The organism is Flectobacillus major DSM 103 (genome assembly GCF_000427405.1).
Lineage (GTDB): Bacteria > Bacteroidota > Bacteroidia > Cytophagales > Spirosomataceae > Flectobacillus > Flectobacillus major.
Map to the genome: position 1 here is coordinate 1,741,398 of NZ_KE386491.1, position 13,528 is coordinate 1,754,925.

The 13,528-nt window shown below is 37.0% G+C and carries 12 protein-coding genes; 5 read left to right on the forward strand and 7 right to left on the reverse strand.

Going from position 1 to position 13,528, the window contains the following annotated elements; genetic code table 11:
• Positions 1-278: 278 nt before the first annotated feature.
• The 7 genes from FLEMA_RS77350 to FLEMA_RS0109175 all read right to left on the reverse strand — a co-directional run bounded on the left by FLEMA_RS77350 (position 279) and on the right by FLEMA_RS0109175 (position 7,730).
• The gene (locus FLEMA_RS77350; protein WP_081681288.1) at positions 279-566 is read right to left on the reverse strand and encodes a DUF4236 domain-containing protein; all 288 of its coding nucleotides are present in this window, start codon (positions 564-566) and stop codon (positions 279-281) included.
• The gene (locus FLEMA_RS0109145) at positions 563-2,230 is read right to left on the reverse strand and encodes a hypothetical protein (protein WP_026995207.1); all 1,668 of its coding nucleotides are present in this window, start codon (positions 2,228-2,230) and stop codon (positions 563-565) included. The genes FLEMA_RS77350 and FLEMA_RS0109145 overlap by 4 nt, the downstream gene beginning before the upstream one ends.
• Positions 2,230-2,949: a SpoIIE family protein phosphatase gene (locus FLEMA_RS0109150; protein WP_159102675.1), complete on the reverse strand. Its 720-nt coding sequence runs from the start codon at positions 2,947-2,949 to the stop codon at positions 2,230-2,232. The genes FLEMA_RS0109145 and FLEMA_RS0109150 overlap by 1 nt, the downstream gene beginning before the upstream one ends.
• A 29-nt stretch (positions 2,950-2,978) precedes the next feature.
• A complete protein-coding gene (locus FLEMA_RS0109155) occupies positions 2,979-3,821 on the reverse strand; it encodes a vWA domain-containing protein (protein ID WP_026995209.1) in 843 nt (280 codons plus the stop codon).
• A 317-nt stretch (positions 3,822-4,138) separates the two neighbouring features.
• Entirely contained in the window at positions 4,139-5,254 is a 1,116-nt protein-coding gene (locus tag FLEMA_RS0109165) for a transglutaminase domain-containing protein (RefSeq protein ID WP_026995211.1), read from the reverse strand.
• Positions 5,255-5,533: 279 nt separating this feature from the next.
• Positions 5,534-7,276: a CocE/NonD family hydrolase gene (locus tag FLEMA_RS0109170; RefSeq protein WP_026995212.1), complete on the reverse strand. Its 1,743-nt coding sequence runs from the start codon at positions 7,274-7,276 to the stop codon at positions 5,534-5,536.
• Positions 7,277-7,424: 148 nt separating this feature from the next.
• Positions 7,425-7,730: a winged helix-turn-helix transcriptional regulator gene (locus tag FLEMA_RS0109175; protein WP_026995213.1), complete on the reverse strand. Its 306-nt coding sequence runs from the start codon at positions 7,728-7,730 to the stop codon at positions 7,425-7,427.
• Between the two features lie 143 nt (positions 7,731-7,873).
• Here FLEMA_RS0109175 and FLEMA_RS0109180 point away from each other — a divergent pair, with 143 nt between their 5' ends.
• The 5 genes from FLEMA_RS0109180 to FLEMA_RS0109205 all read left to right on the forward strand — a co-directional run bounded on the left by FLEMA_RS0109180 (position 7,874) and on the right by FLEMA_RS0109205 (position 13,525).
• Entirely contained in the window at positions 7,874-8,476 is a 603-nt protein-coding gene (locus FLEMA_RS0109180; protein ID WP_026995214.1) for a nitroreductase family protein, read from the forward strand.
• Between the two features lie 659 nt (positions 8,477-9,135).
• A complete protein-coding gene (locus tag FLEMA_RS0109190) occupies positions 9,136-9,954 on the forward strand; it encodes an AraC family transcriptional regulator (protein WP_026995216.1) in 819 nt (272 codons plus the stop codon).
• Between the two features lie 98 nt (positions 9,955-10,052).
• On the forward strand, positions 10,053-11,102 hold the full coding sequence (locus FLEMA_RS0109195) for an MBL fold metallo-hydrolase (protein WP_081681415.1): 1,050 nt from the start codon (positions 10,053-10,055) through the stop codon (positions 11,100-11,102).
• 225 nt (positions 11,103-11,327) lie between these two features.
• A complete protein-coding gene (locus FLEMA_RS0109200; RefSeq protein WP_044171164.1) occupies positions 11,328-12,395 on the forward strand; it encodes a 2,3-butanediol dehydrogenase in 1,068 nt (355 codons plus the stop codon).
• Between the two features lie 212 nt (positions 12,396-12,607).
• A complete protein-coding gene (locus FLEMA_RS0109205; RefSeq protein ID WP_026995219.1) occupies positions 12,608-13,525 on the forward strand; it encodes a bestrophin family protein in 918 nt (305 codons plus the stop codon).
• The last annotated feature ends 3 nt before the right edge of the window (positions 13,526-13,528 follow it).

A 13,528-nucleotide genomic window follows, 5' to 3' on the forward strand; every position in this document is an offset into this window, starting at 1 on the left:
CCTAACGATGAGTTATGACATTTTTGGGCTTGATAAACAGCAGATTTTTAGCATAAATGTTTAATAAATGCACTATTGTTTGTTTATGCACAAAAGTTTCATAGAAGCACGTCAGCCCCATTGCGGCAATACCTTGTTAGTGGTTTGTCCTTCTTGTCTATATGTTAGTTGTTCGTTTATTTTATCGGTCGTGGTGCGTTGCTTGGTGGCACATTTGCAAAACTTGGCTTTAGCGTTGGCTTGTACGGTTTTGCAAATGTACCATCCAAAGTGTTGGGTTATAAACTTTTCTGTTTCCACCAATGTTCTGTGTTCTGATTATATTGTGTCATTCTGGGTTTTTGAATGGTCTTTTGTTGCTCGTTCGGTAAAGTATTTTTGCCTGATAAGTACTTTAAAAAATACAATCCAGTTCCAGGTATTCCAATGCTTAAATATTTTCGTCCCGTTGGTGATATTCCAATTCTAAATCCAGAAATACCCCAATTCATTCCAATACCTCCTTTAGAAAGTGTCGTCCTAATCGGACCAAAGTGAAATATTTTTCTAAAAACCCAACTCGTTATTTAAACCAACTTTGAACCCAAGCACCTAAAATTCCGCCCCCGATTGCTCCAACAAACCAAAGTTTACCGTCTGATGCTGCACCTATGAAAATTGCACCCAAGATTGCAAAAATTATAGGAACAATACAGCCTCTATTATCACTACTGCTATTAGAACTTGATGTTGTTTTTGTTGTCTGACTTGGACTGCTGTAGGTCGTAGTCGGTGGCTTGTAAGTTGTTTTGGGTTGTGTATTTACAGGCTTAGGTGTTTGTGTTACAGTCGGTTTCGGTGGTGTATAAACTGGTTTGTTTTTGTATAGTGTATTGAAAATGTCAACTTCTTTGTCAATTACCTTTTGGGGTTGTTGTTGTGGTTGAACAGTTGTATTTATGGGTTTTTGTTTCAGCCTTTGATTTACTTCACTTACACTTGCCAAAATTTGAATTTGTGTCGGCTGTTCAATAATCATTTGTGGTTTTCCACCAAAACTGCTTATTACTCCTGTAACACTTACATATTTTCCGACCAACGAATTTGGTGACATTCCTTTTGTTGTAAGGGCTGAAATTCCCTCTTGCCAAATTACAAGTGTAAATGTTTGGTTGGGATAAAGCCCAAAGTTCAAAAACATATAAGATGAACCGTGATAGGTTAAGCCTGAATGTTTTCCTGATATTTTTCCAACAACTTCAATTTTTTCGCCAAAATGTTCAAGTATGCTACCCTTTTTAGTTGCATCAATAATTTCATATTGACTGCGTGTAATGTTAATTGTTCCAACTGCACTCTTGTTGTATATGAAGTTTCCTGAAAGGAAATCTTTCAATGACGGCACTTTATCAAACTCTAAATAGCAACAGCCAATTAACCTTTCAACGAAGGGCTTTAATTCAGAGATTGATGATAAATCCTGAATAAGTGACGAGTTTTGAAGGTCGGCATAATCCTGACTACGGAATAAAATATTTTCTCCATTTTCATACTTGCTCCAAAGAGAAGGCTTTATGGAAATTGCTTTTAACCCGATGTAAATTACAATCGCTGAAAATCTATCAATGTATTGATTGTAGTGCGAAGCGGAACGCTTTGGGTGTTGATAATTTATGTGTCCAATTTCATTTGTTCTCAATGATGCCAATTCAGGAAAATACATTCCGTCATAGTCAATCAAATGAAGTTTATCGTTTTTAACTATTATGTTTCCGTGTTGTAAATCTCCGTGTGCAATTCCAAATTTTTCAAGTTCGCTGATTAGTTGAACAAAATCAGAAAGAAGTTTTTCAACCTTAGCTTGTTGATTATAGGCTTTGCTTAAATATATGTTTAATGGCTCGCCCTCAAGCCAACGCATTTTGATAATAGGATAACCTTTGCCATTGATTTTTATACCCTCTGACAAATATTTAGCATCTACAAAATATGAAGATTTATTACTAGAAAGGAAATTTCCAATAGATAGATAACGTTTCTGTAAATCTTGTATATCTCTGTGAAAACACCTTACCGCCCAAGCCGTTTGATGATTTGATATTTTGTAAGTGATAGTGAAACCACCAGAATATGGTTTGGGTAAACCCAATGGCGTAGTTTCTACTGAACCACTTTTAAGGTCGGTATCTGTAAATGCAATTCGTGGATTTTGAACCGCTACATTATATTCATCTCCTCTTGGTAGTAGCATTATTCAAATTTTATCATTAAAAGGGTTACGTCATCATTTTTAATTCTACGTGTTGCTCTTTTTTGGTTTATCCGTTCTTCAAAAGCATTTTCATCGCTCTTTTCAAATTGTTCAATTAGAGTTTTCTTAATTTTAATACTACGATTTTTTTGTTTCAAAATCCAAGCCGCCAAAGCGTCTGTTGCGAGTAGAATTATATCATTTGGCTCAATTTTTCCCTTGTGATAAACTACATTATTTTCTAAGTCAGTTTGATATTTTTCATTGCTAGCAATCAAATTTGGGGTATTATTAAAATCTTCAACAGATGAAATAGGAAACAAAAAATATAATTCATCATTCCTTATTTGAAAAAGCGAGCAATCGCCAATCGCAACCGCATCAAAAGAATTATCTTCTCGGTTTATTGTCAAGCCAAGAAAAGTAGCGAATGCTCCATTTTCAGCCTTTTGTTGGGCATACCAAGGCAATTCAGTGGCGTTAGCCATTGAGTGCCAAGTTTTGGAAATTGTTTTTATTGTTTCAGGTAAATGAACTTTGTCAAAGGGCTTATCTTTGTAGGCGCAAACCAACAAATCCGACCACTCCTTTGAAAAAGAAGATTCCGTTGCTCCATCAGAAATTGCAAACCGAACAAGTGTATCTGATTCAATTTCTGATTTACTTGGCTCTAAGATGTTGTCTTCGTTTTCATCTGCTGAATTTCCAAACTTGGGCAATGATATACTTTTGAAATGGCATTGTAGCATTATCTTAATTGTAAGTTCGGTCTTGTTCCGATTTCTATTGCTGTAATAATTAAATCTATATCCCCATTAAGAACAAATGCTTTAGCCCCGTCAGATAAATTCAAACTGAACTCTTGTGAGGCAACGTTTCTCATAAAACTTGGCAAAGTAGAAGCACCTTTGAAAAGCAATTCGGAATACTGGTCAGGCAATTGAACTTCTGAACCCGGAAATGAAATTGGATTTGTGCTTCTTGAATTGGTATGAAGATTAAACAAAATCACATTCCCGTCATTTGATGTTTGAGAAGTTAAGCTATTCATTTCTTCGGTTGGGTCTCCGTCTGTGCTTTCTCCATCTGTTATGTGGATTACAACAGGTGGAAAACAATTAGGGTTTTCGCTTAACCACCCCGAAATAATTGTGTTTGCTTGTTTAAATGCCTCTGTCATTGGTGTTCCACCGTTTGCAGTTGGGTCAAACCAAATAGGAAACTTAACGGTCGTTTCAATCAAACCACCTGCACTGTCAGAAACTTTTTTAGTGCGTTCTTCAATTCGTGCAGGATTATTGGCGATGGCAGAAATAGGAACAAGATTTTGTCCTGACAGGTTTCCGCTAAATGCTGCACCAGCACCATTTGCACCGTAGCCAATTACCCCAACGTGGTAATAATCCCTCACGCCTTCAGATTTTGCACACTTGATCACAAGTTGTTGAAACATTCTGTTGATCACGTCTGCAAGTGCTTCTGATTTTGGTTTACCAATACTTGCGTATTTGTCCGACATAGAACCCGACTGGTCTATGATGAAAAGGAAACAACTTGGATTGTTTCTACTGATTTCTGCTGTATATGCCATATTGAATTATTTATTGAGTTTGTAAAGTTAAAATTTTGCTTGTTGTGCAGTTGGGGCAAAAGCAAATGTGGGGTAACACGTTGGCTTTGTGCTGTGGGTTGTAGCTCTTTTAATTTTGCTGAAGCGTTGGGTTGTCTGTTCATTTATCTGTTGAATTTTAGCACGGTTGTTCAATAAGGTGACCGCTAACAAGAATATAACTGCCATAAATTCAGTACAGTTGCGTTTATCAGTATCAATAAGTGGTATGTTGATTTTATTATCTACGGGCTAACACTGCTTAGCATAGTCAACATAGGGGTTATACCGTTATATCATCAAGGTTTTGCATAAAAATCTTGGAGTGAGTTGGTGTATTCGCAGTAGTCAATTTTTGTTTTCCAAACCCACATAAATGTCGGATGTTCTATTCCTTGGGGAACAAGCATCAGGCTTCGTTTGCTATTTACTCTGTTGCGTTCTGTAATGACATCTTCACGCTGATCAAAAGAGCAATCAAAATAAAACAGGTAGGGTTGAACAAAGCTGATATAGGATATTTTGTCTACTTTGCCCAAACTCTTAAATGTTAATGTGTCAAAGTTGGTTCTGATGGCATTTTGAAATTCTACGGCATTTAAAGGAACTCCATTCAGAAAGGGCATGGCATTAAATTGGGCATCAACGAATACCCATTTTTGGAGGTCATCTATAAATACTTCGGTTGCAACGTGTCCGCCACCTTGCATAGATGTTGCTATGTCTTTGGTTTTGAGGTATATAACTCTTGATTTGAAGCCTGCAACCTTTAGTTGCGATGCCAGTACATAGCCATAGGCAAAACAAGGAAATCTGCCACCTTCTTTTACTTCATCCAAAATTGAGATAGCGTCGTTTTTCTTGGGGCTTACATTGCCGTTGTGTTCCCATTGGCTGCGAGTCCAATTTAAAATAGCCAGAACTTTATCGGTTTGTGTTTTGGCATTTTTTACACTAATCGGATATTTGGCTTTTAGCGAGTCAAGATACCCTTTTTCTCGGCTGTCGGTATACAAAATTTTATAAGTAGGATTACTTGTTGTGGATGTATAATGTAAGGTAGGAATCAGAATATGCTCTCTAATTACGGTGGTTAGGGCATAATGCTGGTTGTTTAAATGAACATAAAAACGCCTAGTTTCTTTTTCGTGGATGTCAAATTGTATGCTATCAATATCGGTCTTAAACTTAAATACGATTTTATCTTTTGAGGAAAGATAGGTTTTAATGAGGAGACTATCATCGGCTACTTTTGGGGCAACAGACCAATTGATGTTTTCAAGATTGTTTACATAGTATTTGATTCTTACGTTATTGGCTTCTATGACAGGAAGACCGTTGTACGTTTTTTGACCGTAAATGGCCAGTGAATAGAGCGATAGTAATAATGGCAGAAAGATGTTGGATAGTTTCATTATATGTTAAATTAAATAACCCTTTTCAGGTGTATTATTAGAAAATTTGCTACGACTTTGGAGCGTAATATTGTGGTAGGTTTTAGTACCAAAGTATAGTGATATACGGAAACTTTAATTTAAAATAAAAATTTTATAGAAATATCTTAGTAAGTGTATTTTTTCTATCTGGAATAATATTTTCTTCGATAAACATTTATTATCGATTTAAACTTATTAAGTGGTAAATTAATTTGTTTGTCTATAGAAAAAGCAACTCCTGATAAGAAGATTTTAGGGTTATTTGAGTACAGGAATTTTAACATAGCTATCGTTGTACCATTTTATGATTAAAGGCTCTTGTGCATCTTGTATGGTTTCGTCGCTTACTATTTTTCCTGTGCCGTAATTTAGTTCTGAGAATGAATTTTTATTGATATTCAAATGAACTAATAGGCGACTTCCTTTGCGTAATTGTTTGCTTACAAAATGGGTATTTGAAAACGGAATCGTTTCTATCAGATTGGGTCGTAATAATTTTCGTTGGGTAATATCGCTGGCATAACTTGCCCGACCAATAAAATAAGACAAATGAAAATACATTCCGTCGGGCATTACTTCGTATAGTGTAACACCAATATCCATATCCTTTTTGTTGATACTTGCTTTGATTTCGCCTAAAAACGAGCCATTGACTAGCAAATCCTCTGTAAGGGGTGCACTGATAAAGTTAAAGCCGCTGCTTGTATCAATTTCCTTTCTGACGATAGGGTCGGGGTAGTAGTCGTTATTGCTTTTTTCTCTGTCAGCAAAATCGACTTCTTGTTGTAAAAAGGCTTTTTTACGAGGCTTTTGGGTATTGGCTGAATAGAATTTCCCTGAGGGGCTGTTGGTCAAATACAGGGTGATGGAGCTATTACTCATTTTATCAAGAGAAGGGGCATGTTTCCATTCCTTTGCACCCATTACTTGGTAATTAATCTGATTTTGAAGGATTTGGGGTTTAATACCATTTTTCAGAATATAGTCGAACCATTGATATGTAATATTTTTGGTATTGATTAATGCGTTTGAATCAACGGCATATCCGTTGATAATGGCCTCGCCTTCTCTTTGAGCTCCGAAGTGACTGTAAGGGCCAATAATCAAGTATATATTAGCTTTGGGATTGTATTTTTGAAGTTCCTTGAGGTAATACATACTCGAATTTTGAGAGTCGTTGTAATAGCCATCTATCGCCAAAATAGGAATATTAATTTTGGTGAATTCTGTTTTGTAGGGAGCCATTTTTTGCCAATATTCATCAAAAGAAGGGTGACTTAGCCATCTTTGGAAAAGCCTATTCGGAACACCATCGATACTGTCTAGCTTGTTGTAGGCAGTGCCTGTTTGCCACCATTTGTTTTGCATTTTTCTGAATCGCTGTCTGTTATTTCCAGCAATAGTATCGAGGTATTTGTTATTGCCTACAAAAAACGACCACTCGTAATTGGGATTTACAAAAACGTTATTTTCCATTGGCAAGCCCATTCCTGGCCGATTGGCCACATAAGGAACTATCGTTTTGAGGGCAGGATGAAGCGTTTTGCAGGCCGCCCATTGGGTAAAACCATTGTAGCTGCCGCCGTACATCCCGATACTTCCATTACACCATTTTTGTTGGCTAATCCAGTCAATTATATCAAAAGCATCGTTGGCATCGTGTTCATAAGGAAAGATTTCGTTGGGGCTAAATCTTTTTCCTCGTGTATAGGCAATCACACCAATATAACCCTTATCTACATTTTCTTTCAATGATGCCATATCTCTACCTTTGTCTCTTACATAAATGGTAAATTGCAGCAATACAGGTTGGGGTAAATTATCTCCTTTTTTACGAACCACCATGGCCGAAATGATAGCTCCGTCTCTTGTTTTTATCAAAACACTATCCTGAATATCATAAATACTGATTTTGTCCTCCAATTGCGTAGCTGTAGTTTGTTGTGCCAAAGCATGAAAACTAATGAAGAAAATCCAAATGTATTTTAAGTAATGTTGCATTCGTTTGAATTTTAGATGATAGTGTCATTTATTGAGCCAATGATGCCAATATTTTCTTTTAGTTGCATTTGGATTCTCTCATTTGGGTGCAAATTAATTTGCACCCAACTAGGAAGGTAGAGCCTTGATGATAAATATTTTGATGTTCTTACACTTCCACAACTTTACTCACTCTGCTATCTTTTATGGCGGTTTCTTTGCCCCACTGAGCAATGGCCTGCAATAAAGGAATAAGTGTTCTTCCAAATTCTGTGAGTTCATAATCCACTTTTAAGGGCGGTTTGCTTGTATAAACTGTTCGGGTAATCAAGCCATCTTCTTCCAGCTCTTTCAATTGCAAACTTATGGTGCGTTCTGTTACCATCGGAAGCTCCTTTCTTAGCTCGTTATATCGCTTTTTTTCAATTAAATGGATAAGTATTACCGCTTTCCATTTTCCGCCTATGTACTTCATAGTCAGGCTAGTGCTACAAGGATACTGTTTGTTTTCTATACAATACATCTGATACTATCTATTTTAACCGTTATTGCAAATATAAATCACTATACTTAGTTTTGCAACAATAAAAAGTATAGTAATATTTAATCTTCAAAAATATGAGTTTTTTAGCTATTGCAGAAAGTAGATACACTACTAAAAAGTATAATCCGAATGAAAAAATTTCGGAAGAAAAAATCGAACAATTGAAGGAAATTTTGAGATTAAGTCCTTCGTCAATCAACAGCCAGCCTTGGAAGTTTGTCTTTGTTTCGGAGGAAACAACTAAACAAAAACTGGCAAGTATTTCTTATTTCAACGAACCCAAAATAAATGCGGCAAGCCATTTGGTAGTTTTTTACGCTATTGATGATATTCCAAAATTTGAGGAACAAATCAAACAACATTTGCCTGAAGGTGCTGTGGGTTATTACAATCAATTTCTGAAACCTTTGTCGGAAGCCGAAATAAAAGCTTGGTTTCAGCATCAGGTTTATCTTTCATTAGGATTTTTCCTTGCGGCTTGTGCCAGCCTTGACATCGATAGCACTCCAATGGAAGGTATCAATATTGAGGAATACCAAAAAGCATTGCCTTTGGATGGTTACAAACCTTTGTTTGCGGTGGCTATTGGTTACAGAGATAATGATGATGCCAACCAACCATCCATAAAGCCTAAATCAAGATTACAGCCAGAAACTGTTATTCAATCTATTGGATAGAATCCATTAAAAAGTGTTTCCAGTGCCATATAGTTTTGTGGCACTGGAGCATAATTAACGGGTTATTATCAGCAAAAAACTATTCATAATAGTTATCATAACGCTCATAACTATATGTATCGGCTACACAGGTACATTGAAGTGCGGTATTGAATAATGATAGAAGTCTGGACAAACAGCCATATGATATTTTTAGGTTGAAGCCATTGGCCAAAGGGGCTGTCACAAATATTAGATTATCGTTTTTTATTGCCGTTTTCAAGTAAAATGACATATTTAATCAAGCTACAATTATAGTATTATCCAAATTTTTATACTAGGCCTAAAACTACTTATGGCTATTCAAACTGAAATAGGTTGCAACTATCTCTGCAAATAATCCTTCCTAATATTGTATCATAACCTTTTAAACAAAGTATATTCGGACGTTTGAACAAAATACCCTTCTATAGCATTACCTAATTTTGTATCATCAAAACAATTGAACTTTCTGAGAAACGCTACAGAATCGTTATCCATGAATGTGGCAAAAGCCAGTAGGTGCTGGGCTTAACCCTAGTCGTGGATTGGAGGTAAATAGATATATTGAACAGATTTTGAGGTACTATTATTTCTATTTTTGTATTATTGAGGTATCCTTTAAAAATAGTGATAAAACAATGGAATATAAAGCAAAATATATAACAGACGATATAAAACTGTCCTGTTACGAAGATAAGTTTTTTAAATCGGACATTATGTTTGAACACCACATGCTGATTTGGTTTATTTCGGGCGAAACCAAAATCGTGCAGGCCAATGCTACTTACGTTTTTAGGAAAGGAGATATATTCTTAATCCCAAGAAATCAGCTAGCAACGATTATCAATTATCCAAAAGATGGCCAACCTCACAAAACCGTAGTTATGCACTTGTCGATTGACAGATTAAGGAATTTTTATGCAAACCTCAATGTGACACCCCAACCTTCTGACTCACAAAAAATATATTGTTTTAATAACCACCCTTTACTAGAAAGTTGTTTGGCTTCTTTGATTCCGTATTTTGATATGCAAGAGCTTCCAGAAGATATTGCTCTTTTGAAAATTACTGAAGCAATTAGTATCCTCAGGGCCATCGACAAGGGAATAGATAATGTATTGGCAAATTTTGAAGAACCAGGCAAGATTGATTTAATCGGCTATATGGAAAAGAATTTTATGTTTAACCTGCCATTAGAAAAGTTTGGGTATCTGACAGGAAGAAGCCTTACTACTTTCAAACGCGATTTTAGCAAAGCATTTCATACTACTCCACAACGGTGGCTTACCCAAAAGAGATTGGAGTTGGCTCATTATCAGTTTGTTGAAAAAAAGAAAAAACCCATTGATGTTTGTTATGAAGTAGGGTTCGAGAACCTGTCGCACTTTTCCTATGCTTTCAAAAAACACTTTGGCTATGCCCCTACAGAATTGATTAGTCAAGTGGCAGGGATATAAGATAGTTGTAGTACATAGGGTTTTGAGATTATGTAATGGGTTATTTCAGGTATTTTTTTATAAGTTGGGCGTAAATAAATGGTTTAATGATTAGCAAAATGATAACAGCAATATTGATTCTTATCAAGAAATTCTTTTTGAAAAAAGAACCTCCAGTCATTCAAAGTTATACTGCAAATACAGCATTACAAACCATCAAACAAGATTGGTTAGGAACACCTTTAGACCAATATGGTTTGTTTGTGAATCATGAATACCCCAACGCCATTAGTTTAAGAGCTGTCGTCAAATTTATGCTGGAAAGAAATCCTCAAAAGCAGTTGAAGAAAACTGACACATGGCGTATTGCGGTTAATAAAAACGATGACTGGTTATGGGATTTTTCTGATAAAATTGTTTGGCTGGGACATGCTAGTTTTTTTGTTCAATTAGCGGGTATTCGTATTGTGATAGACCCTGTTTTTGGCAACTTGCCAGTGGGCAAACGTTACTCTGAACTACCTGTTGAGCCAGATAAGCTACAAAATATTAGCTATATTTTGGTGTCGCATGCACATTACGACCACTGCGATAAGGAAAGCCTAAAACGCCTAGCAACCAATAACCCACAAGCCCAAATTTTGGTAGGATTGAAACTCAATGAGCTAATAGCCAAGTGGGTAGACAACCCGATTCAATCGGCTGGCTGGTATCAGCAGTACAAGCTTGACGATAAGCTGAGTATTACTTTTTTACCATCCAGACATTGGGCCAACAGAAGCCCTTTCGATACCAATACAAGCCTTTGGGGTGGTTTTATGATTCAGTCAAAAGATAAGTGTATTTATTATGGTGGCGATTCAGGATATGGTTCACATTTTAAAGCTATTGGCGAGCTTTTTCCCAAAATTAATGTGGCTTTGATAGGGGCAGGGGCTTATGCACCAGCGTGGTTTATGTCGCCCAATCACCAAGACCCTTACCATGCGGCCAAGGCATTTAATGAAACAGGGGCAAAAACATTCATTCCATTTCATTATGGCACATTCGACTCTGCCGACGAACCAATGGGAGAGCCTGAAAAAATCCTGACGACCCTTGATGCTGAAGGTAAAATCAATAATAAACTCAAGCTATTAAAGTTAGGAGAGCCTTTTGAGCTAAAATAAAAATACCTCAAATGTACAAATACGGCTTGCCGATTTTTATTATAAAATATGTGTATAATCCATCAATAGGCTGTGATATGATTAAGATAACGAAGGCATTAGTATAGGTTTAAAATTTTGTTAACAACTCCTTTTCGGTATTAAGTTTGCTTTTGGCCTGATTGAAGTCATAGAAATTGTCGGTAGCCTTGCTTAGGTTTGCCGTACTTATAAACACATAAAAATATGACTAATACAATGAAAGCTGCTCGCTGGTATGCTGCCAAAGATATCCGAGTAGAAACGACCGATATTCCTTCTACAAAGGTTGGTCAGGTAAAAATAGCGGTACAATTTGCAGGGATTTGTGGTTCTGACCTGCACGAATATGTTCATGGCCCACAGTTAATTCCTGTAGACAAGCCATATCCTTTGAATGGACACCAAGGCGTTACTACTTTGGGACACGAGTTTTCGGGCATTATCGAAGAAGTAGGAGAGGGTGTTGTCAACCTGAAAGTTGGTGACCGTGTGGTAGTCGAGCCTATTTTCAAGAATTTTGAGAGTCCTTTTATTATCAATGGTAAGTACAATTTATCTGAACCTTTGGGTTTTGTAGGTTTGTCGGGCAATGGTGGCTTTGCACCTTATGTAGTGGTAGAAGACTATATGGTACACAAAATTCCAGATACGATGTCATTTGAAAAAGGGGCATTGGTTGAGCCTGCCGCTGTAGCTGTATACGCAGTATTGCAAAGCGGCTTACAAATCGGGCAAACCGTGTTGGTATCTGGAGCTGGGCCTATTGGTTTGTTGTGTGTTCAGGCTGCTTTAGCCGCGGGTGCTACAACGGTTATTGTAACTGATATTGCCGAAAAACGCTTGGAGAAGGCTATTTCTATTGGTGCTACTCATGTTATCAACGCCAAAGAAGAAGGTATTCCACAAAAAATTAAAGCTATCACAGGGCTGGGGGTTGATGTATTTCTGGACTGTGCAGGCGTGCAGGCATCGTATTCAACGGGTATCGAAAGCCTAAAAAATGGAGGTACAGCCGTATTAGTGGCACTATTTGGCAAGCCCGTAAATACCAATGCCCTTGACCAAGTTTTGCGTGAAATTACGGTAAAAGGAATTATTGCTTATCGGAATATTTTCCCCCAAGTGATTGCCTTAATAGATAGTGGAAGAATGCCCGTAGAAAAGCTCGTAACTCGTAAAATTGTTCTGGACGATATTGTTCCACAAGGGTTTGAAGCCTTGGTGAATGACCCCACAGAGGTGAAAATTTTGATTGATATAAAAGCAGGATAAAACCCCTTCAATAATTGAGCAAAATAGTGAGTGTGGTTTGGGTATAGTCACTATTTTGCTCAATCATAGCCTATTGGATGCAATATTTAAGCCTTTGTTTGCAGAACAATATTCCATTATCTTAGCATGGCCGTCAAAAAAGAATGGCTTGGAGAATGTCCTTAAAAATTTTAGGGAAAGCGTTTGTTGCGTATATACAAATTGGTTAGGTTATGATTCAACGGAAAAGAAAAAATTGGTTTTATATGTTATTTGTTTGGCATGGGTCTGTTTTGCCACAACTGCTGCCAAGGTTATTATTACTATTGCTTTTTTCTGCTGTAATAGTGTATTTTAAGGGTACTTTATACAGTTATAAAATTCCACTCAATCCAGCTCCTTTTACGATTTTTGGTTTGGCTGTGGCCTTATTTCTGGGTTTTCGTAACAATGCTAGTTATGATAGATTTTGGGAAGGACGTAAGCTTTGGGGAGCATTATTGATAGACACTCGTTCGTTATTACGACAGGCTCTTTCGCTTACTCAGCCCCATATTCCTAGCAATACTACCGATGAGTTTGCTAGGTTGCTTATCGCTTTTGCTTATTCGCTCAAACACCAACTTCGTAAAACAGACCCATCGGCTGATTTTATCACAAGGTTGTCGCCCGAATTGGTTCAAAAACTCGAAAACGTTCAATTTAAACCTACACTTTTGATTTATGAAATTGGTTTTTGGGTACAAAAAGCAAGAATAGAGGGCTATATAGATACCATAGGGCAGGCTGCCATGGACGAAAACCTGAATAAATTGTCGGGAATAGTAGGAGGTTGCGAACGAATTGCCTCTACGCCAATTCCGTATACTTATAGTGTGCTATTGCATCGCACTGTTTATTTATATTGCTTTTTTCTGCCCTTTGGATTGGTCGATAGCCTCGGCTGGCTTACGCCTCTTATTACGGTTTTTATTGCTTATACTTTTGTGGCATTTGAAACTATTGCCGACGAGCTGGAAGAACCTTTTGGAACATCGCCCAACGACCTTGCCCTGAATGCAATGTGCTTTACTATAGAAACAACGCTACTAGAAATGATTGGTAAGCCGATTGCTCCGCAGCCCAAATCGACAAAATACTTTATTGATTAAAGA

What these genes read in the sequence shown, in the direction of transcription:
- FLEMA_RS0109175 (WP_026995213.1), bottom strand. Translation starts at nt 7,730, where the DNA reads ATGAAGTACATAGGCGGAAAATGGAAAGCGGTAATACTTATCCATTTA.
- FLEMA_RS0109145 (WP_026995207.1), bottom strand. Translation starts at nt 2,230, where the DNA reads ATGCTACTACCAAGAGGAGATGAATATAATGTAGCGGTTCAAAATCCA.
- FLEMA_RS0109205 (WP_026995219.1), top strand. Translation starts at nt 12,608, where the DNA reads ATGATTCAACGGAAAAGAAAAAATTGGTTTTATATGTTATTTGTTTGG.
- FLEMA_RS0109170 (WP_026995212.1), bottom strand. Translation starts at nt 7,276, where the DNA reads ATGCAACATTACTTAAAATACATTTGGATTTTCTTCATTAGTTTTCAT.
- FLEMA_RS0109200 (WP_044171164.1), top strand. Translation starts at nt 11,328, where the DNA reads ATGACTAATACAATGAAAGCTGCTCGCTGGTATGCTGCCAAAGATATC.
- FLEMA_RS0109155 (WP_026995209.1), bottom strand. Translation starts at nt 3,821, where the DNA reads ATGGCATATACAGCAGAAATCAGTAGAAACAATCCAAGTTGTTTCCTT.
- FLEMA_RS0109190 (WP_026995216.1), top strand. Translation starts at nt 9,136, where the DNA reads ATGGAATATAAAGCAAAATATATAACAGACGATATAAAACTGTCCTGT.
- FLEMA_RS0109180 (WP_026995214.1), top strand. Translation starts at nt 7,874, where the DNA reads ATGAGTTTTTTAGCTATTGCAGAAAGTAGATACACTACTAAAAAGTAT.
- FLEMA_RS0109195 (WP_081681415.1), top strand. Translation starts at nt 10,053, where the DNA reads ATGATAACAGCAATATTGATTCTTATCAAGAAATTCTTTTTGAAAAAA.
- FLEMA_RS0109165 (WP_026995211.1), bottom strand. Translation starts at nt 5,254, where the DNA reads ATGAAACTATCCAACATCTTTCTGCCATTATTACTATCGCTCTATTCA.